The following is a 19900-nucleotide window of genomic DNA, read 5'->3' as shown; positions in this document are numbered from 1 at the left end:
GGCGTCCGCCCCGTGATGCCACGACTACCCGTGGCCGGCATGGGGCGAGGCCGCCTCGCCCGGCAGGAACTGCAGCCCCAGGGACCACAGCTGCCATAGGGCAAAGGCGATGATCGTGAGCGCCGCCAGGGTGCGGGTGGCGGGGTGGCGAATCAGGGCGGTCATCTGCCGGGCGGCGACACCGGTGACCAGCAGCGCCGGCAGCGTGCCCAGCCCGAAGGCGCCCATCAGGGCCGCGCCGCGTCCCGGATCGCCGCCGGCCAGGCTCCAGGCCAGCATCGAATAGACCAGCCCGCAGGGCAGCCAGCCCCAGACAGCCCCCAGGGCGATCGCCTGGGGCACCCGGACTACCGGCATCAGACGTCGGCCGGCGGGTTCGATATGGCGCCATAGCTGCCGACCCAAGGCCTCCACTCGCGTCAGCCCGCGCCACCAGTTGGCAAGATACAGGGCCATCAGGATCAGCATGACGGCCGCCAGCAGTTGCAGGGCCAGGCGCAGCGCATCGTGGGTGCTGCCGAGCAGCGTGCCCAGGCCCGCCACCAGCGCCCCGGCTGTCATGTAGCTTGCGATCCGCCCCAGGTTGTAGCCGAGCAGCAGGCCGCCGAGTCGTGCGGTGCTGCGCATGCTGGGTGGCACGGCGAAGGTCAGGGCGCTCATGATGCCGCCGCACATGCCGATGCAGTGGGCACCGCCCAGCAGGCCGAAGACGAAGGCTGCCGCCAGCGGTGGCAGGTCGAGGCCGGTGGGATCCATCAGCGGCGTGGGGCGTTCTGGTCGCCGGCGTCTTCCCGGTCGCGCCCCTCGCCGGGGCCATCCTCCTCGTGACCCTGACGCTCCCGACGGCGTGCCCGCTTGCGACGTCGCTGTTCCGGCGTCAGGTCATTGTCGTCCTCGTCGAAGAGAATGCGATGGGCCGGGCCCTCCAGGTCGTCGAACTGGCCGCTCTTGACCGCCCAGAAGAACGCCCATACCGCAAAGGAGAGCAGCAGCAGGGAGAGGGGGATCAGCAGGTAGAGAATACTCACGACGATTCCACCATGGTCGAGGACGGCACGGGCAGGCGTGCCCGGTTGAGCCGCAGCGCGTTGCCCACCACCACCAGCGAGCTAGCCGACATGCCCAGGGCGGCGACCCACGGGGGGATCAGGCCCAGGGCAGCCAGGGGCAAGGCAAGAACGTTGTAGCAAAGCGCCCAGAGGAGATTCTGCCGGATCAGATGACGCGTCAAGCGCGCGAGCCTTACCGCATCGACGATACGCCACAGTCTCGGGCTCATCAACAGGGCGTCGGCGCTGGTCCGGGCAAGGTCGGTGGCATCGTTCATGGCCACCGAAACATCGGCGGCGGCCAGCACCGGGACATCGTTGATGCCATCGCCCACCATCACCACGCGCTCCCCCCGGGCCTGCAGTGCCTGGATATGCTCGAGCTTGGTTTCCGGGGTCGCGCCGGCCTGCCAGGACTGGATGCCGAGTTCCCTGGCCAGTATGCCCACGGTGCTGCTGACGTCGCCGGAGAGCAGCTCCACCTCGAGGCCCAGGTCGCCAAGGGCGGCAACGGTGGCCCGGGCGTCGTCGCGCAGCGTGTCGTCGAGGCGGAACCAGGCCAGTGGCGTCGCCTCGCGAGGGCCGATCAGGGAGAGCAGCAACCATTGACCGCCTTGACCGGGAGGCGCGGGAGGCGCGTCCATCGCGAAATCGGGTCGTCCCAGGCGGTAACGCTGTCCATGGATGTGGCCTTCGAGGCCCTGGCCCGGGAGGTTGCGTACCTCGCTGGCGGTCAGCGGTGTGCTGTCCTGCTCTTGTGGGCCCCGATCGCGAAAGGCCCGGGCGATGGGATGTTCCGAGTGGGCCTCCAGGGCCGCCGCAAGCGAGCGTGCCTGCTCGCTGTCCAGGTCCCTGGCCAGGGGGCGCACCTCCCGCAGACGCATGCGGCCCTCGGTGAGCGTGCCGGTCTTGTCGAACACCACGCGGGTCGCCTGGGCCAGCCCCTCGATGGCGTTGGCCCGGGTGACCAGCACGCCGCGACGCCGCAACTGGCCATGGCTGGCGGTCAGCGCCGTAGGGGTCGCCAGGGCCAGGGCGCAGGGGCAGGTCACCACCAGCACGGAAAGCGTCACCCAGAGCACGCGAGAAGGATCGACGAAGCTCCAGACGATGGCGACCGCGAGGCTGACGACCAACAGGCTCGAGACGAAGCCGTGGGCCATGCGCGAGGCCTGCTCGGCGATCTTCGGCCGGCTGGCGAAGGCGCGGTCGCTGAGTTCCATGATGCCGGCGGCCCGGGCGTCGCGGCCGGTGTGGGTGACCTCGATCTCCAGGGGGCTCTCGACGTTGAGGCTGCCTCCGGTGACGATGTCGCCGACCCGGCGGCCGACGGGAAGCGTCTCGCCGGTGAGCATCGATTCATCGAGGCTCGACTGGCCGGCGACGATGATGCCATCTGCCGGCACGCCATGCCCGGGACGCACGCGGACGCGATCGCCGGCACGCAACTGGTCGGCGGGCAGGACACGTTCACTGCCATCGGCCTCGAGACGAATCGCGCTGGAGGGCAGCACGCCGGAGAGCGCGTTGCCGCTGTGGCCGTTGCGCCGCCGGGCGCGCATCTCGATGTAGCGGCTGAACAGCAGGAAGAAGGTGAACATGGTCACCGAGTCGAAATAGACCGGGGTGCCATGGACATCGTCGCTGCCGGTCAGAACCGCGTAGGCGCTGGCCAGGTAGGCGCCGAGGATGGCGATCGACACCGGCACGTCCATTCCCAGGTGGCGCGTGCGCAGATCCCGCAGGGCATTCCTGAAGAACGGCAGGGCGGAAAATGCCACCACCGGTGTGGCCAGCGCCAGGGAAAGCCAGTGGAACAGCAGGAAGAATCCCTCGCTGATCTCGCCGGGACCCGAGACATAGAGGGGGATGGAAAACATCATGACCTGCATCATCGCCACCGCGGCGACGATCAGGCGACGGATGGATTGCCGCTCCTCGCGCTGGAGTTTCTGCTGGGCCAGGTCCGGCTCGTAGGGCTGTGAGGGATAGCCGATGGCCGCCAGTTCGGCGAGGATGCGCGACAGCTTGAGACGCTCGGGATCCCAGGCCAGATGCAGGCGATGATGGCTCAGGTTGACGGCGCTCGACTCCAGGCCATCCAGGGCGTTGAGTCGGTGCTCGATCAGCCAGGCGCAGGCGGCACAGGTGATGCCGTCGACCGCCAGGGTGACCTGGCGCCGGCCGTCTTCGGTCGGATGCACGAACTGAGCCTGGAGATCGGGATCATCGAAGACCACCCAGGCTTCCGTGCTCTGGATCTGCCGATCGTCGGGGCGTTCCGGCAGTTCGGTGCGGAAACGGTAATAGCTTTCCAGGCCACCGTCGACGATGGCGTGCGCCACTGCCTCGCAGCCCGGGCAGCACAACGGGTGACGCTCTTCGTCGAGTTCGATATGCCAGGGGGCGCCTCGAGGCACGCTTGAGCCACAGTGGTAGCAGCCGATATCGCTGTCGATGGAGCTCGCCAACGTGCTCATGTCCCTCCGGCGGTGGCACGCAGTATCAGCGGCTCCTGCTGAGGAAGTTCGATCTCGCCGAGGAGGCGCCATTCGGGGGTGTCGGTCTGCGGTTGCAATTGTACGTACCAGCGGTACTGCAGTGCCCGGGGGAGTTGGCCGACATACTGGGCGCCCCGCACCTGCTCGAGGGTCACGCGCTGGTCGCGATCGCCCCGGGAAGGGAAGATCAGGTCGAGCTGCAGCTGTTCGGGCCGGGCCTCGCCCTCGAGGTTCACGACGACATCGCCGGTAAGTTCGTCGATGCGCAGGGTGGCCACCAGACCCAGCTCGGCGGCCCGCCGATCCTGTTCCAGGGTCTGGTTGATGGCCAGCCCTTCCTTGTAATAGTCATCGACGACCATGCCGTCGAAGCTGGTGATCGAGACCACCAGGAAGGTGGTGCCCATGGCCACCGCGAGGCCCAGGATGCCCAGCAGGAACCAGGGCCAGAATTCCTTGTACCAGGGGCGCGTCTGCGTCGTCATGGATTATCTCCGCGCCTGACCCAGGAAGCGCGCTTCCTTGGCCAGCGTGATGTCGGGGTCGTCCTCGGCCTCGACGTTGATGGTGATTGCCTGACTCGGTGCATCGAGGGCCTCGGGCGAGACGGCGAGTTGCAACGGTAGCGTGGTGCTGCGGCCGGCGTCCACACTGACGGTATCGTTGCCGATCAGGGCAAGGCCTTCCAGCCCTTCGGGCGTGATCCGGTAGCGGTGCGGCCGGTCGTCTAGGTTGCGGATGGTCAGGGTATAGGCGTTGGTGATGTCGCCTTCGCGGGTCATGCTGTAGAGCTGGTTGCGATCGCGTTCGACATCCACGTCAAGGGGCAGGCGATCGCTGACGGTCCAGACGAACAGCCCGATCATGATGACGAGCGCCGCGAGGTAACCCAGCAGGCGTGGGCGCAGGATGTGTGTCTTGCCGCCTTCCAGGGAGTGCTCGGTGGTGTAGCGGATCAGCCCGCGCGGGTAATTCATCTTGTCCATGACGCTATCGCAGGCATCGATGCAGGCGGCGCAGGTGATGCACTCGTACTGCAAGCCATCGCGAATGTCGATACCGGTGGGGCAGACCTGCACGCAGAGGCCGCAGTCGATGCAGTCGCCCAGCCCTTTCTCGCGATGGTCGATGCTGCGCTCGCTACGCTGGTCGGTATTGCGCTTGCGCGCCCCGCGCGGCTCGCCCCTGGCCTCGTCGTAGGAGACGATCAGGGTATCCTTGTCGAACATCACCGACTGGAAGCGGGCATAGGGGCACATGTAGATGCATACCTGCTCACGCAGCCAGCCGGCGTTCAGGTAGGTGAAGAGGGTGAAGAAACCGACCCAGAAGAGTGCCCAGCCGCCCACCGAGAGCGTGGCGAAGTCCGCGATCAGGCCGCGTATCGGCGTGAAGTAGCCCACGAAGGTCAGGCCCGTGGCGAAGGCGATCGCCAGCCAAAGGAGATGCTTGGCGCTCTTGCGCGCTGCCTTTTCCCCGCTCATCGACTGCTTGTCGAGTTTCATGCGCCGATTGCGGGTGCCCTCGGTGAGGTGTTCGACCCAGATGTACAGCCAGGTCCATACGCTCTGGGGGCAGGTGTAGCCGCACCACACGCGTCCGGCGAACACCGTGATCAAGAACAGGCCGAAGGCGCAGATGATCAGCAGCCAGGAGAGCAGCATGAAATCCTGGGGATAGAAGGTGCCGCCGAGAATATGGAACTCCCGGGCGGGCAGGTCGAACAGGATGGCCTGGCGGTCGCCCCAGTAGAGCCAGGGGATGCCGAAATAGAGCGCCATCAGCACCCAGTTGGCACTACGCCGGAGACGCTGGAAAAGTCCCTTTATCTCGCGCACATAGATATGCTCGCGTCGAGCATACATCTCCTTCTTTGCGCCATGGTGCGGATCGTGGGTGCCCACGGCGGGGTCCGGGGTCACGTTCCGAAGGGGGATCTTGTCCGTCATGAAGTCACCTGTCGTGTCACGGTGAGGCGTGAAGCTTGGGCGCTGCAAGCACCCTGGCGGGAAGCGTTGTCTTTAGCCGCTTATCGATTTTATCGAGTGTGGCGTGGGAAGGGGGATGGGTGCGACCGCCGGCCGCACCGCGGTTTACATCGGTAGGGATCAATTGGACAGGCTGTAAACATAGGCAGCGACGAGGTGGACCTTGTCTTCGCCGATATAGGCCGCCTGGGCGGGCATGTGACCGTTGCGACCGTTGCGCAGCGTCTCGAGCACCGCCGCGTAGGTGTCCTGGCCGGGTTGACGGTAGAGCCAGACATCATCGGTCAGATCGGGCCCTCCGATCCCCTGGTTGCCCTTGCCTTCCGGACCGTGACATGCCGCGCAGGCCGAGGCGAAGATCGCCGCGCCCTGGCTGGCGCTGTCGGCGTCATGCTCCTCGCCGGAGAGGCTCAGCACGTAGTTGGTGACGTTCTGCAGGTTGGCCTCACCCAGCTGCTGCCAGGCCGGCATCAGCCCGTTGCGCCCATTGTTGAGCGTGGTGATGATGTTCTCCGGCTCGCCGCCATACAGCCAGGCGTCGTCGGTCAGGTTGGGAAAGCCGTAGCCGCCCTGGGCGTTGGAGCCGTGGCACACGGCGCAGTTGTTGAGGTAGATGCGCTCGGCCACGCGCATGGCCTCGCCATCCTGGGCCAGCTCCGGTACCGGCACCTCGCTGTACTTGGCGAAGATGGGCGCATACTGCTCCTGGGCATAGGCCACCTCCTCTTCCCACTGGTTTTCCTGGGACCAGCCCAGCACACCCTGGAAGTTGCCGAGGCCGGGATACAGCAGCAGATAGCCGACAGAGAAGATGATGGTGCCGACGAACAGCATGAACCACCAGCGCGGCAGGGGGTTGTCGTACTCGTCGATGCCGTCGGCGCTATGCCCTGTCGTCTCGACTTCGCCCTCGGCCGTGGGCTCTTTGTCGGTCCTGCGGTTGGCAAAGAGTATCCACCAGCAGAACACGATGGTGCCCAGGGTGATGACGATGATCCAGATGCTCCAGAAACTGGAAAGGGAGTTTCCCCAAAGGTTATTCATGAATTCTTGTCTCCCTCGTCATGGCGGGAATGTGCACTGTCTTTTGAGTGGCCGGCATCATGGCGGTCGCGCTTGTCCTCATCGGCGAACGGCAGATTCTTTGCCTCGTCGAAATCCTTCTTGCGACGCTTGGAGTAGGCCCAGAACACGATGCCCAGGAAGGCGATCATGATCAGCAGCGTGGTGATGCCGCGAAAGGTTCCGATATCCATGATTCAGCGGGTGTCCTTGAGTACGGTGCCGAGCTGCTGCAGATAGGCCACCAGCGCGGTGATTTCCTGTTCGCCGCGTACCTCCTGGGCGGCCCCGGCGATCTGCTCGTCGGTGTAGGGCACGCCGAGCGCCTTCAGTGCGCGCATCTTGGTGGCAGTGTCTTCACCGGTCAGGGTGTTCTCGAACAGCCAGGGGTAATCCGGCATCTTCGATTCCGGCACCACGTCCCGCGGGTTATAGAGGTGCGCGCGGTGCCAGTCGTCGCTGTAGCGGCCGCCGACCCGTGCCAGATCGGGGCCGGTACGCTTGGAGCCCCACAGGAAGGGGTGGTCGTAGACGAACTCGCCTGCCACGCTGTAATGCCCGTAGCGCTCGGTCTCGGCGCGGAAGGGCCGAATCATCTGGGAGTGGCAGCCGACGCACCCTTCGCGGATGTAGATGTCGCGCCCTTCGAGTTCCAGGGCCGAGAGCGGCTCGAGGCCCTCCACGGGCTCGGTCGTCTTCTCCTGGAAGAACAGCGGCACGATCTCGGCCAGCCCACCGAAGCTGATCACCACCAGGATCAGCACGGAGAGCAGCCCGACGTTCTTCTCAAGTATCTCGTGTTTCATTGGTGTACGTTTCCCCGGTTGTTTAGGCGGTCTGCAGGACCGGCTCTTGTTCGCGCGCGATGCTCTTCGTCGTCATGTAGACGTTGTAGGCCATCAGCAGCATGCCGAAGGCAAAGAAGCAGCCGCCGATCCAGCGCACGATATAGCCGGGGTGGCTGGCCTCGAGGGCCTCGACGAAGGTGTACATCAAGGTGCCGTCGGCATTGACCGCACGCCACATCAGGCCCTGCAGGATGCCGTTGACCCACATGGAGGTGATGTACAGCACGGTGCCGATGGTGGATAGCCAGAAGTGCACGGCGATGAGCTTGACCGAGTACATTTCGGTGCCGCCGAACAGACGCGGAATCAGGTGATACAGCGAACCGATGGTGATCATCGCCACCCAGCCGAGCGCGCCGGAGTGGACGTGGCCGATGGTCCAGTCGGTGTAGTGAGACAGGGCGTTGACGGTCTTGACCGCCATCATCGGGCCTTCGAAGGTGGACATGCCGTAGAACGACAGGGCGACGACCAGAAAGCGCAGGGTCGGGTCGGTACGCAGCTTATGCCAGGCCCCGGAGAGCGTCATCATGCCGTTGATCATGCCGCCCCAGGAGGGTGCCAGCAGGATGATCGACATGATCATGCCCAGCGACTGGGCCCAGTCGGGCAGGGCGGTATAGTGCAGGTGGTGCGGGCCGGCCCACATGTAGGTGGTGATCAGGGCCCAGAAGTGCACGATGGACAGGCGATAGGAATAGACCGGGCGCTCGGCCTGCTTGGGAACGAAGTAGTACATCATGCCCAGGAAGCCCGCGGTGAGGAAGAAGCCGACCGCGTTGTGGCCGTACCACCACTGGGCCATGGCGTCGATGGCACCGGCGTAGGCCGAATAGGACTTCATGGCCGAGACCGGGACCTCCGCGGAGTTGACCACGTGCAGGACGGCAACCGTCAGGATGAAGGCGGCGTAGAACCAGTTGGCGACATAGATGTGCGAGGTCTTGCGCTTGTAGATGGTGCCCAGGAAGACGATCGCATAGGCGACCCACACCACGGTGATGAGGATGTCGATCGGCCATTCGAGCTCGGCGTACTCCTTGGATGTGGTGAGTCCCAGGGGAAGGGTGATGGCCGCCAGCACGATCACCAGTTGCCAGCCCCAGAAGGTGAAGGCGGCCAGCTTGTCGGAGATCAGGCGCGTCTGGCAGGTACGCTGCACGATATAGTAGGAGGTGGCCATCAGGGCCGAGCCGCCGAAGGCGAAGATCACCGCGTTGGTATGCAGCGGGCGCAGACGACCGAAACTTGTCCAGGGCAAGCCGAAGTTCAATTCCGGCCAGACCAACTGTGCCGCGATGAAGACACCCAGGCCCATGCCCACGATGCCCCATACCACAGTCATGATGGCGAACTGCCGAACTACCTTATAGTTGTAGGTCGGGTGTTCAAATGCTGTGCTCATGTCATGTTCCCATTGAACGCGTTGTTGGGGAGGCGCTCCCGGACGAGAGTATGTCTCAGCTCTTCCGCCCGCATCATGATATCGATCAAGAATGCGGCCGCCGATTCTAGCGCAGCCGACGACCAACCTGAATGGAGCCATCGTCGATTGCAACGGGGCAGAACCTAGCTGCCCACCGCCGATGTTGCCAGATAAAGCCGCCTTGTTAAGTACCGAAGAAAGTCAGTGCGCGACTTTGACGACCGCAGCGCCCCCATTCTTCCGAGGGGGCAATAGTTTAAAGTAAATTTCCTCCTCGGAGTAACATGCATGATGCTCGGTTGTCCCCCTTCGGCAGGGGGTATTGGCGGTATGCGACATCATGCCGCACGGCGGCGGTGTCTCGCCGGCGATGCTTGCTCACGCGGGCAGAAACGAGCGATCCAAGGTAATGGCAAGTCGATGAAAACGAAACGGAAAGCGCCTTGTCTCCGGAGCGACGAAAAGCGTTGACATTCCATGGATGCGCTGTAGAATGCAGCGCCACGTGACGGGTGGTTAGCTCAGTTGGAAGAGCACCAGCCTTACAAGCTGGGGGTCACTGGTTCGAGCCCAGTACCACCCACCATTCGCCTTCTGGCAATGGGCCTCACGTAATCGGAAATCACGGGGACCGGTAGTTCAGTCGGTTAGAATGCCGGCCTGTCACGCCGGAGGTCGCGGGTTCGAGTCCCGTCCGGTCCGCCATTTCCTGGCATCGCCCGAACGATGCCGCACCAGCACTGCACATCCTGGGTCACCGGTCTTGAGGGTCAAGACGCAGATGACAACTGGACCGGTAGTTCAGTCGGTTAGAATGCCGGCCTGTCACGCCGGAGGTCGCGGGTTCGAGTCCCGTCCGGTCCGCCATCCAGCGGTTGCATTGCGGGTACTGTCTTGTCGATAGGGGTGGTTAGCTCAGCCGGTTAGAGCACCAGCCTCACATGCTGGGGGTCACAGGTTCGAGTCCTGTACCACCCACCACACGGACCGGTAGTTCAGTCGGTTAGAATGCCGGCCTGTCACGCCGGAGGTCGCGGGTTCGAGTCCCGTCCGGTCCGCCACTGTCGATAGCCGATGCTAACCTCGAGTCTCATGGCTCGGGGTTTTGTCGTTCTGATATCCCATTTCCTCTTTATTTCATGGGGCTGCGCCCTTGGTCGGGCTTGTGCCTTGGTCGCACTTCGCTACACTGCTCATACAGTCGTTTGAATTTTCTGCGAGGAGCCCGCCGTGCCTGCCTACCCCCATCTGTTCCGATCCCTCGATGTAGGTGCCGTCACGCTCAAGAATCGCGTCCTGATGGGTTCCATGCATACCAACCTGGAAGAGGCCCCCGAGGGCTTCGCGCGCCTGGCCGCGTTCTACGCCGAGCGTGCTCGGGCCGGGGTGGGGCTGATCGTGACCGGCGGCATCGCTCCCAATCCCGAGGGTGCGGTGTTCCAGGGGGCGGCCAAGCTGACCACGCCCGAAGAGGCGGCCCGGCATCGCGAGGTGACGGCGGCAGTGCACACCGAAGACAGCCGGGTCTGCCTGCAGATATTGCATGCCGGTCGCTACGCCTACTCGCCGGAGCTGGTGGCACCCTCGGCCATCAAGTCGCCGATCAACCCGTTCACGCCCCGGGCCCTGTCCTCGGCGGAGGTCGAAGCGCAGATCGAGGACTACGTGAGGTGCGCACGGCTGGCCAGGGAGGCCGGGTACGACGGCGTCGAGGTCATGGGCTCGGAAGGCTATCTGATCAACCAGTTTGTCTGCCTGCGCACCAATCACCGCGACGACGAATGGGGCGGCGAATTCGCCAGGCGCATCCGTTTCCCGGTCGAGATCGTGCGTCGCATCCGCCAGTCTCTCGGCGAGGACTTTTTGATCATCTATCGCCTGTCGATGATCGACCTGGTCGAGGAGGGCAGCACCTGGGAGGAGGTGGTGGCCCTGGGTCGGGCCATCGAGGCGGCCGGCGCGAGCCTGATCAACACCGGGATCGGCTGGCACGAGGCCCGGGTGCCGACCATCGTCACCAGCGTGCCCCGGGCGGCCTTCACCGAGGTGACGCGGCGCATGAAGGCGGAGCTGTCGATTCCGCTGATCACGACCAACCGCATCAACATGCCCGAGGTGGCCGAACGGGTACTGGCGGAAGGCCATGCGGACATGGTGTCGATGGCGCGGCCTTTCCTCGCCGACCCCGAATGGATTCGCAAGGCCGAGGCCGGGCTCAGCGACGAGATCAACACCTGCATCGCCTGCAACCAGGCCTGCCTCGATCACACCTTCCAAGGCAAGTTGACCTCCTGCCTGGTCAACCCGCGTGCCTGTCACGAAACCGAACTCGACATCCTGCCGACCGAGTCGCCGAAGGCGATCGCCGTGGTGGGGGCCGGGCCGGCGGGGCTGTCCAGTGCCATGACCGCCGCCGGTCGCGGCCACCGGGTGGTGCTGTTCGAGCGTAACGACGAACTCGGCGGCCAGTTCAACTTCGCGCGGCGCATCCCCGGCAAGGAAGAGTTCGACGAGACGATGCGCTATTACCGGACGATGCTCGACAAGCATGGCGTCGAGGTGCGCTTGAACACGGCGCCCGACCTGCAGACGCTGACCGGGTTCGACGAGGTCATTCTGGCCACCGGGGTCCGCCCGCGAAACATCGAGCTGCCGGGCAGCGACCATCCCATGGTGGTCAGCTACCCCGAGGCGATCCTGCACCCGGAGCGGATCGGGCGGCGTGTCGCTATCATCGGCGCCGGGGGCATCGGTTTCGATGTGGCGGAACTGCTGACCCATGTCGGCCACCCAACCCTCGAGCCCGAGGCCTGGTACGACGAGTGGGGGGTCGATCTCGGGGTGAGCAACCGCGGTGGGCTCAAGGCCCCGGAGCGCCCCGGCACGCCACGCCAGGTCTATCTGCTGCAGCGCAAGAGCTCGAAGCCTGGCAAGGGGCTGGGCACCTCTACCGGTTGGGTGCACCGCGTGTCGCTGCGGCATCGCGATGTCGAGGCCATCCCCGGGTGCGAGTACCTGGCGATCGACGACGCGGGGTTGCATGTGCGCATCGATGGTCAGGAGCGGTTGCTTGAGGTCGACAGCGTCGTCGTCTGCGCCGGCCAGGAGTCCGTGGTGGAGCTGCTCGAACCGCTGCGTGCCGGCGGAGTATCGGTGCATGTGATCGGCGGGGCGGACAAGGCGGCCGAACTCGATGCCAAGCGGGCCATCGATCAAGGCACACGCCTGGCCGCGCGGCTGTAGACGGAATGCGTGTGCCCCGGGAACGGGTGAAACATTCTTGTTACACAACTTCCTTATTTGCGGGGGCGAACCAATCCCGGCCCCCGGCGCTCTTACCAATAAACAAGAGCGTGCGTGAGTTTGCGTTGAAAACGCAGGAAAAGCTCTCCCTCGCCAGCTGTTTTATCCGTCTATGCTGATAAATACGCCTGTCCGGAGCGCATTGACGTTTGTCGAGCGGCCGGGGATCGCGACCAAGGAGGCTTCGATGAGTATCTTCGATCATGTGCAGAACCGCTACGAGCAGGTTCAGCAAGAAGAAATGAGTCTTCAGGAGTACCTGGAGTTATGCCGTGAAGACCCCTCCGCCTACGCCTCGGCTGCAGAACGCATGCTACAGGCCATCGGCGAGCCGGAGGTGATCGACACGGCGAAGGACCCACGCCTGTCACGCATCTTTACCAACAAGGTCATCCGTCGTTACCCAGCCTTCTCGGAGTTCTACGGCATGGAGGAGGCCATCGAGCAGATCGTGGCTTACTTCCGGCATGCTGCCCAGGGCCTGGAGGAGCGCAAGCAGATCCTCTACCTGCTCGGCCCCGTCGGGGGCGGCAAGTCCTCCCTGGCCGAACGGCTCAAGCTGTTGATGGAGCGCGTGCCCTTCTACGCCATCAAGGATTCGCCGGTCTATGAGTCTCCCCTGGGGCTTTTCTCGCCCGAGCAGGATGGCGAACTGCTCGAGAAGGAGTACAACATCCCGCGCCGCTACTTCAAGAGCGTGATGTCGCCCTGGGCGGCCAAGCGACTCAAGGAGTACGGCGGCGATATCTCCAGGTTTCGGGTGGTGCGTCTGCATCCCTCGCGGCTCAATCAGATCGCCATCTCCAAGACCGAGCCGGGGGACGAGAACAATCAGGATATCTCCTCGCTGGTCGGCAAGGTGGATATCCGCCAGCTCGAGCTCTACTCCCAGGACGATCCGGATGCCTACAGTTTCTCCGGCGGCCTGTGCAAGGCCAACCAGGGGGTGATGGAGTTCGTCGAGATGTTCAAGGCGCCGATCAAGGTGCTGCACCCGCTGCTCACGGCGACCCAGGAAGGCAACTACAACCCGACCGAGGGCATGGGGGCGATCCCCTTCGAAGGTGTCGTGCTGGCCCACTCCAACGAGAGCGAATGGCAGCAGTTCCGCAACAACCGTAACAACGAGGCGTTTCTCGATCGGGTCTACATCGTCAAGGTGCCCTATTGCCTGCGGGTCTCCGAGGAGATCAACATCTACAAGAAGCTGCTCGAGCACTCCTCGCTGAACGAAGCCCCCTGCGCACCGGATACCCTGCGCATGCTGGCCCAGTTCTCGGTGCTGTCGAGACTCAAGGAACCCGAGAACTCGAGCATCTACTCCAAGATGCGCGTCTACGATGGTGAGAACCTCAAGGATACCGACCCCAAGGCCAAGTCGATCCAAGAGTACCGCGATGCGGCCGGCGTCGACGAGGGCATGGACGGTCTATCGACCCGTTTCGCCTTCAAGATTCTCTCCAAGGTGTTCAACTTCGACACCCACGAGATCGCCGCCAACCCGGTGCATCTGCTCTATGTGCTCGAACAGCGTCTCGAGCACGAGCAGTTGCCCAAGGAGACTCATGAGCGCTATCTACGTTTCATCAAGGAGTTCCTGGCCCCGCGTTATGTCGACTTCATCGGCAAGGAGATTCAGACCGCCTACCTGGAGTCCTACAGCGAATACGGCCAGAACATCTTCGATCGCTACGTGACCTACGCCGATTTCTGGATCCAGGATCAGGAGTACCGCGACCCGGAGACCGGCGAGCTGTTCAATCGTCAGGCGCTCAACGAGGAGCTGGAGAAGATCGAGAAGCCGGCGGGAATCTCCAACCCCAAGGATTTTCGTCACGAGGTGGTCAACTTCGTCTTGCGTGCGCGGGCCCAGAACAATGGCATGAATCCCAGCTGGCAGTCCTACGAGAAGCTCAAGGGCGTGATCGAGAAGAAGATGTTCGCCAATACCGAGGAGCTTCTGCCGGTGATCTCGTTCAATGCCAAGGCGTCTGCCTCGGATCTGCGCAAGCACGAGGATTTCGTCGCGCGCATGGTCGATCGCGGCTATACCGAGAAGCAGGTGCGGCTGCTGTCCGAGTGGTATCTGAGGGTGCGCAAGTCCCAGTAGCGCCCCCCACCGCCCGGGAGGAGAGACGGCAAGTGGCGCCTCTCCTCCCGGGGCCCGACTCCGCGCAGGGGAGGTAGGCATGAGCTATTTCATCGATCGTCGACTCAACGCACGCCACAAGAGTGCGGTGAATCGACAGCGATTCCTGGACCGCTATCGTACCCACATCAAGCGTTCGGTGGAGGAGGCGGTCAATCGCCGCTCGATCACCGACATGGAGCGCGGCGAAAAGGTATCGATCCCGGCCCGGGACATCTCCGAGCCGGTCTTCCAGCATGGACCGGGGGGGAAGCGCACCATCGTCAGTCCCGGCAACAAGGAGTTTGTCGAGGGCGATCGACTGCGCCGCCCCAGTGGGGGGGATGGCGGCGGGGCCGGTGAGGGCAGCGCCTCCAACCAGGGCGAGGGCATGGATGAGTTCGCCTTCTCACTGACCCGGGAGGAGTTCCTCGATTTCGTGTTCGACGGCCTAGAATTGCCTCATCTCGAGCGCAAGCAACTGGTGGACCTCGAGGAGGTGCGTCCGGTGCGCGCCGGCATCTCCAAGGACGGGGTGCCCTCGCGGATCAACATCGTGCGATCGATGCGCGAGGCCCAGGCCCGGCGCATCGCCATGCGCGCTCCGATCCGGCGTGCCCTGCGCGAGGCGGCGGAGGCGCTCGAGGCGGAGGAGCGCAAGGACCCGGTGCTGCGCAATCCGGCGCGCATCAACGAGCTGAAGGCCGAAATCGAGCGGCTCGAGAAACGGCTCGAATCGGTGCCCTTCATCGATACCTACGATCTGCGCTACAACCATCTGGTCAACCAGCCTCAGCCCTCCAACAAGGCGGTGATGTTCTGCATCATGGATGTCTCGGGATCGATGACCCAGTCCCACAAGGACATCGCCAAGCGCTTCTTCCTGCTCTTGTACCTGTTCCTGGAGCGCAACTACGAGAAGGTGGAACTGGTCTTCGTGCGTCACCATACTGCCGCCAAGGAGGTCGACGAGGAGGAGTTCTTCTACTCCCGGGAGACCGGCGGCACCATCGTCTCCAGCGCCCTGACCCTGGTCGACGAGATCATCACCAAGCGCTACCCCGCGGCGCAATGGAACCTCTACGTCGCCCAGGCCTCGGACGGCGACAACTGGGACGACGACTCCACCACCTGTCGCCAGCTGCTGGTCAAGTCGCTGATGCCGCGTTTGCAGTACTATACCTACGTCGAGATCACCCCCCACGCGCACCAGGCGCTGTGGGAGGAGTACGAAAGCGTGCAGGACGATTTTCCAGAACGTTTCGCCATGCGACAGATCGTCGAGGCGGGAGACATCTATCCCGTGTTTCGCGAACTGTTCCGCCGCCGTGCCGTGGCGTGAGTCGCGACACAGGCGGCCATGACGCCGGGCCGACAGGATCCTTGTCGTCCGGCCAGGAGGCAGCATGACCCAACGATCCCCCATTGCCACCGGTTCCGACTGGAACTTCGAGATGCTCACCGACTACGAGCGGGAGATCGCCCGGCTGGCGGACGAGTATCGCCTGGATACCTATCCCAACCAGATCGAGATCATCACCTCGGAACAGATGATGGACGCCTACGCCAGCGTGGGCATGCCGGTGGGCTATCACCACTGGTCCTTCGGCAAGCAGTTTCTCGCCGTCGAGCAGGCCTATCGCCGCGGGCAGATGGGGCTGGCCTATGAGCTGGTGATCAACTCCGACCCGTGCATCGCCTACCTCATGGAAGAGAACACCCTGATGATGCAGGTGCTGGTCATGGCGCACGCCTGCTACGGCCACAACTCCTTCTTCAAGGGCAACTATCTGTTTCGCACCTGGACCGATGCCTCGGCGATCGTCGACTACCTGGTGTTCGCGCGCAAGTATGTTTCCGAGTGCGAGGAGCGCTTCGGCGTGGCGGCGGTGGAGCAGCTGCTGGACGCCTGCCATGCGTTGCAGAACTACGGCGTCGATCGCTACAAGCGCCCGTCGCCGATCTCCGCCGAGGAGGAGGCGCGTCGTCAGTCCGAACGCGAGGAGTACCTGCAATCCCAGGTCAACATGCTGTGGCGTACCATCCCTTCCTTCCAGGGGCAGGAGCCGTTGCCCCAGGATGATGACGAGGACCCCCTGGGCCTGCGTCAGCAGGGGCATTATCCGGCCGAACCCCAGGAGAACCTGCTCTATTTCATCGAGAAGAATGCACCGCTCCTCGCACCCTGGCAGCGCGAGATCGTACGAATCGTGCGCAAGCTGGCACAGTATTTCTATCCCCAGCGCCAGACCCAGGTGATGAACGAGGGCTGGGCGACCTTCTGGCACTACACGCTGATGAATCGGCTCTACGACGAGGGGCTGGTCGACGAAGGGCTGATTCTCGAATTTCTGCAATCGCATACCGCGGTGGTCAGCCAGCCGGGGTTCGATCATCCACACTACAACGGCATCAATCCCTATGCGCTCGGGTTTGCCATGTTCAGCGACATCCGGCGCATCTGCGAGGCGCCGACCGACGAGGACCGCCAGTGGTTCCCGGACATCGCCGGCAGCGACTGGCTCGATACCCTGCATTTCGCCATGCGCAACTTCAAGGACGAGTCCTTCGTGCAGCAGTTCCTGTCGCCCAAGGTGATCCGCGACCTGAAGCTGTTTTCCCTGGTCGACGACGATAGCGAGGAAATGCTGGAGATCGAGGCCATTCACGACGATCGCGGCTATCAGCGCATCCGCGAAGCCCTGTCGGTGCAGTACGCGCTATCGGTGCGCGAGCCCAACATCCAGGTATGGAAGGCCGACATCCGCGGCGACCGCTCGCTGACGCTGCATCATGTACAGGACCGGCGACGCCCCCTGGCCAAGAGCGTCTATCCGGTGATGCGCCACCTGCACCACTTGTGGGGCTTCCCGGTCAAGCTGGTCTCGATGGAAGACAAGGAGGTGGTGCGACGCTACCAGTGGCCCCTGCCCGAGAAGGTCGGGGAAAAGTGACGACGGTAACGGGGCGATGAGACCCGCGCCGGCAATCTCCGGCGCGGGTCACGGCAGGTGACTGCCAGGGGTCAGGCTTGCTTGGTCCAGGACTGGCACCAGCCGTTCGGCTCGACGCTATTCTGCGGGAACAGCTGACAGCCGTTGTTGTCCTGCTGGAAGAACATGCAGTTCGAGCACAATTCACCATCCTCATAGGCGGGGTGGTCGCTGGCCTCTTCGGCCTCCTTGACGTAGTTGAGCGCCTTGGCCTGGGGGTTCTCGGGATCGAGCGGCTCGAGTTCCTGGGCGAAGGCGCGCCGGGACAGGAGGCCGGCTCCCAGAGGAAGGGCGGCGAGACCGAATAGACTATGGCGCATGAACACACGGCGGCTCTGATTGGCCATGGTATCTCCTTGATTTTTCATGGGTAAGTCACGGTTCAAGGGCGTTGATTCGCCTCTATTGTGCACTGTCGCAATATGCTGCCATGCTTATGACAGATCGAAACACTCCAAGGTTCGATGATTTTATCCTAGTCGATGCCGGCGGCGTTCACTAATTTCGGGGTGGCTATCGATCACATCACGAAGGCTTCAGGGGTTGTCAGGGGAGGGTGGCGTGCGTTATACGATTCTTTCCAGTCCGGTGGGGGAGCTCCTGCTGGCCGGTGATGAGGCGGGTCTGCATCACCTATGGTTTCTCGATGGCGCGCAAGCGCCGCCCGATACGGATCAATGGCAGCGCGACGACGACGCCCTCGCGAGCCCTCGGGAAGAGCTGTCGGCGTATCTCGAGGGGCGACGGCGTCATTTCAATGTCGATATCGTGCCCGGGGGCAGTGAAGCCCAGCGGGAAGTGTGGGCGGCGGTGATGCGCATCCCCTACGGGCAGACTCGGACCTACGGCGAACTGGCTCATCGATTGGGGCACGACAAGGCGGTCATTTCCGTCAGCAGTGCAACCGCGGCCAACCCGCTGCCGATCCTGATCCCCTGCCACCGAGTCGTCGCGGCCAGCGGTATCGGAAGCTACGTCGGGGGCGAAGCCATCAAGCAGCAATTGCTGGATCTCGAAGGCCGCCATCGTCCCGAATGAGTGCTCGCGTCGCGCGTGGAGTTGATATACTGCGTGGCGACATTGGGTCGGTCGCGTGCCGGACCCATCCTGAGTTCAGGCAAGGAGCCGTTCGATGCAGAATGCCGTGATTCTAATCAATGCGGAGAAAGGTCAGATCAAGGCCGTGGCCGAACGCCTGGCCGAAGTCGAAGGCATCAGTGAGGTCTACTCGACCTGCGGACGTTACGACCTGGTCGCCATCGCACGCACCACTGACTTCGAGAGCCTGGCGGAACTGGTCACCGGCCGCCTCATGCAGGTCGAGGGTATTCGCGAGACCGAAACGCTCAATGCCATGCAGGTGCATTCGCGGCATGATCTGGAGACCATGTTCAGCGTGGGCCTTTGAGACTTGGCTGAAAAGCGTCTGCGCTTTGTCCATACGGCGTTAAAAATTGGCTCAAGATACTCATTTACTTCGTGTAAACTCGCGTGCGAGCCCAGTCCGTTCTCTCGCCAATTTTTGCCTTGTCTGGACTTTGCTCGCCTGCTTTTCAGTACAAGTCTATGCGTGACCCGAGCACTTTTTTTGATTCACAAAATTCGAATAAATCTTGATGCTGCTTTCCTTACCCTTTCTACGCCGTCAGGTTCGCAATCTGGGAGTCTCCCTGCTGTTCGTGCTGGCGGCCAGCGGTCTGTGGTACTGGCAGGAGCAGGACGTTCGCGACCGCTTGAGCTGGATGGGCGTGCCGACCTGGGACGAGCCAGGGTTCACCAGCTTCCACCGCGTGTTGCGCAACGAGGGCGTGCTGATCGGCTGGTCGGACGTGCGGGTCAACCCGCTGTGGGTGAGCTATCGCCTGCACGAGGTGGACGATCCATACAGCGGGCCGCGCCCGGATTTTCGCCGCGACTGGCGCACCCTCTGGCCCATCGCGCCGCAGAGCTACTTCGGCAGCGGCTACGATCGCGGACACCTGGCACCCAACTACGCCATCGCCGCGGTGCACGGACGCGACGCCCAGGCGCAGACCTTCCTGATGTCGAACATCTCGCCCCAGCGGCCGAACCTCAATCGCAAGCTCTGGCAGCGTCTGGAAGAGGTGATCATCGATCACTTCGTGCCGCGCTTCGGGGTAGTCGAGGTGATCACCGGGCCGGTCTTTCCGGCTAACCTTATCGACAATGCCTTCAACCGGGTCGGCCTGGTGGAAGTGCCCCAGGCGTTCTACAAGATTCTCGTGGTCCCGAGCGAGCGACCCAGGGCCCTGGCGTTTCTGATGCCGCAGACGGTGAAGGGCAATGAGCCTCTCGATCGTTATCTCGTGAGCATCGACGAGATCGAGGCGCGCACCGGGTTGGACTTCTTTTCCTTGCTGCCGGATGAGGTCGAAGATCGCCTCGAGAGCGAGGTGAGCAGACAAGGGTGGGCGCTGGGGAGCGTCGCCAGATTACCCTCGCGCTATTGACATGCGTGTCGCGGCATAACCGCCATGGGAAGGCGTCGATGATGATGCGTGTGGTGCCCAGGAGAGGACTTGAACCTCCACGTCCGTAAGGACACTAGCACCTGAAGCTAGCGCGTCTACCAATTCCGCCA

Annotated in this window: 17 protein-coding genes and 6 tRNA genes; 12 read left to right on the top strand and 11 right to left on the bottom strand. The window is 63.4% G+C overall.

Annotated elements, in window-relative coordinates; translation table 11 throughout:
* Window positions 1-24: 24 nt before the first annotated feature.
* The 9 genes from BUA41_RS03395 to ccoN form a co-directional block, all read right to left on the bottom strand.
* On the bottom strand, window positions 25-756 hold the full coding sequence (locus BUA41_RS03395) for a sulfite exporter TauE/SafE family protein (RefSeq protein WP_072819759.1): 732 nt from the start codon (window positions 754-756) through the stop codon (window positions 25-27).
* Window positions 756-1028: a cbb3-type cytochrome oxidase assembly protein CcoS gene (ccoS, locus tag BUA41_RS03390; protein ID WP_072819758.1), complete on the bottom strand. Its 273-nt coding sequence runs from the start codon at window positions 1026-1028 to the stop codon at window positions 756-758. The genes BUA41_RS03395 and ccoS overlap by 1 nt, the downstream gene beginning before the upstream one ends.
* The gene (locus BUA41_RS03385) at window positions 1025-3529 is read right to left on the bottom strand and encodes a heavy metal translocating P-type ATPase (protein WP_072819757.1); all 2505 of its coding nucleotides are present in this window, start codon (window positions 3527-3529) and stop codon (window positions 1025-1027) included. Before BUA41_RS03385 ends, ccoS begins: the two co-directional genes overlap by 4 nt.
* On the bottom strand, window positions 3526-4035 hold the full coding sequence (locus tag BUA41_RS03380) for a FixH family protein (RefSeq protein ID WP_072819756.1): 510 nt from the start codon (window positions 4033-4035) through the stop codon (window positions 3526-3528). The genes BUA41_RS03385 and BUA41_RS03380 overlap by 4 nt, the downstream gene beginning before the upstream one ends.
* A 3-nt stretch (window positions 4036-4038) precedes the next feature.
* Window positions 4039-5499, bottom strand: a complete 1461-nt coding sequence (ccoG, locus tag BUA41_RS03375) for a cytochrome c oxidase accessory protein CcoG (RefSeq protein WP_084671110.1) — start codon at window positions 5497-5499, stop codon at window positions 4039-4041.
* A gap of 159 nt (window positions 5500-5658) precedes the next feature.
* Window positions 5659-6582: a cytochrome-c oxidase, cbb3-type subunit III gene (ccoP, locus tag BUA41_RS03370; RefSeq protein WP_072819754.1), complete on the bottom strand. Its 924-nt coding sequence runs from the start codon at window positions 6580-6582 to the stop codon at window positions 5659-5661.
* A complete protein-coding gene (locus tag BUA41_RS03365; RefSeq protein WP_072819752.1) occupies window positions 6579-6794 on the bottom strand; it encodes a CcoQ/FixQ family Cbb3-type cytochrome c oxidase assembly chaperone in 216 nt (71 codons plus the stop codon). The genes ccoP and BUA41_RS03365 overlap by 4 nt, the downstream gene beginning before the upstream one ends.
* A 3-nt stretch (window positions 6795-6797) precedes the next feature.
* Window positions 6798-7406: a cytochrome-c oxidase, cbb3-type subunit II gene (ccoO, locus tag BUA41_RS03360; protein WP_072819750.1), complete on the bottom strand. Its 609-nt coding sequence runs from the start codon at window positions 7404-7406 to the stop codon at window positions 6798-6800.
* A gap of 22 nt (window positions 7407-7428) precedes the next feature.
* Entirely contained in the window at window positions 7429-8853 is a 1425-nt protein-coding gene (ccoN, locus tag BUA41_RS03355; RefSeq protein WP_072819747.1) for a cytochrome-c oxidase, cbb3-type subunit I, read from the bottom strand.
* Window positions 8854-9384: 531 nt separating this feature from the next.
* Between ccoN and BUA41_RS03350 the strand changes: the two genes are divergently transcribed.
* From BUA41_RS03350 to BUA41_RS03310, 9 genes are all read left to right on the top strand, one after another.
* A tRNA-Val gene (locus BUA41_RS03350) sits at window positions 9385-9460 on the top strand.
* Window positions 9461-9502: 42 nt separating this feature from the next.
* A tRNA-Asp gene (locus tag BUA41_RS03345) sits at window positions 9503-9579 on the top strand.
* 85 nt (window positions 9580-9664) lie between these two features.
* Window positions 9665-9741, top strand: a tRNA-Asp gene (locus tag BUA41_RS03340).
* 37 nt (window positions 9742-9778) lie between these two features.
* Window positions 9779-9855: transfer RNA gene (locus tag BUA41_RS03335), tRNA-Val, on the top strand.
* 3 nt (window positions 9856-9858) lie between these two features.
* Window positions 9859-9935 (top strand) — tRNA-Asp (locus BUA41_RS03330).
* A gap of 169 nt (window positions 9936-10104) precedes the next feature.
* Window positions 10105-12117 carry an NADPH-dependent 2,4-dienoyl-CoA reductase gene (locus BUA41_RS03325; RefSeq protein WP_072819745.1) on the top strand — a complete coding sequence of 671 codons (2013 nt, stop codon included), beginning with the start codon at window positions 10105-10107 and terminating at the stop codon, window positions 12115-12117.
* Between the two features lie 247 nt (window positions 12118-12364).
* Window positions 12365-14287 (top strand): PrkA family serine protein kinase, encoded by a 1923-nt coding sequence (locus BUA41_RS03320; RefSeq protein WP_072819743.1) that lies wholly within the window; start codon window positions 12365-12367, stop codon window positions 14285-14287.
* Between the two features lie 79 nt (window positions 14288-14366).
* Window positions 14367-15647, top strand: a complete 1281-nt coding sequence (locus BUA41_RS03315) for a YeaH/YhbH family protein (protein ID WP_072819741.1) — start codon at window positions 14367-14369, stop codon at window positions 15645-15647.
* 64 nt (window positions 15648-15711) lie between these two features.
* On the top strand, window positions 15712-17259 hold the full coding sequence (locus BUA41_RS03310; RefSeq protein ID WP_072819739.1) for a SpoVR family protein: 1548 nt from the start codon (window positions 15712-15714) through the stop codon (window positions 17257-17259).
* A gap of 71 nt (window positions 17260-17330) precedes the next feature.
* Here the strand turns inward: BUA41_RS03310 and BUA41_RS03305 are convergent, their stop codons facing one another.
* A complete protein-coding gene (locus BUA41_RS03305; RefSeq protein ID WP_072819737.1) occupies window positions 17331-17645 on the bottom strand; it encodes a high-potential iron-sulfur protein in 315 nt (104 codons plus the stop codon).
* Between the two features lie 214 nt (window positions 17646-17859).
* Here BUA41_RS03305 and BUA41_RS03300 point away from each other — a divergent pair, with 214 nt between their 5' ends.
* The 3 genes from BUA41_RS03300 (at window position 17860) to BUA41_RS03290 (ending at window position 19769) form a co-directional block, all read left to right on the top strand.
* A complete protein-coding gene (locus BUA41_RS03300; protein WP_072819735.1) occupies window positions 17860-18336 on the top strand; it encodes a methylated-DNA--[protein]-cysteine S-methyltransferase in 477 nt (158 codons plus the stop codon).
* Window positions 18337-18430: 94 nt separating this feature from the next.
* Window positions 18431-18706 carry an Lrp/AsnC family transcriptional regulator gene (locus BUA41_RS03295; protein WP_072819733.1) on the top strand — a complete coding sequence of 92 codons (276 nt, stop codon included), beginning with the start codon at window positions 18431-18433 and terminating at the stop codon, window positions 18704-18706.
* Between the two features lie 208 nt (window positions 18707-18914).
* Window positions 18915-19769 (top strand): DNA/RNA non-specific endonuclease, encoded by an 855-nt coding sequence (locus BUA41_RS03290; protein ID WP_072819731.1) that lies wholly within the window; start codon window positions 18915-18917, stop codon window positions 19767-19769.
* A gap of 51 nt (window positions 19770-19820) precedes the next feature.
* Here the strand turns inward: BUA41_RS03290 and BUA41_RS03285 are convergent.
* Window positions 19821-19899, bottom strand: a tRNA-Leu gene (locus tag BUA41_RS03285).
* Window position 19900: the final 1 nt, after the last annotated feature.

The organism is Modicisalibacter ilicicola DSM 19980 (assembly GCF_900128925.1).
Lineage (GTDB): Bacteria > Pseudomonadota > Gammaproteobacteria > Pseudomonadales > Halomonadaceae > Modicisalibacter > Modicisalibacter ilicicola.
The sequence above is the reverse complement of the archived record's forward strand: the minus strand, read 5'-3'. Positions and strand labels throughout refer to the sequence as shown.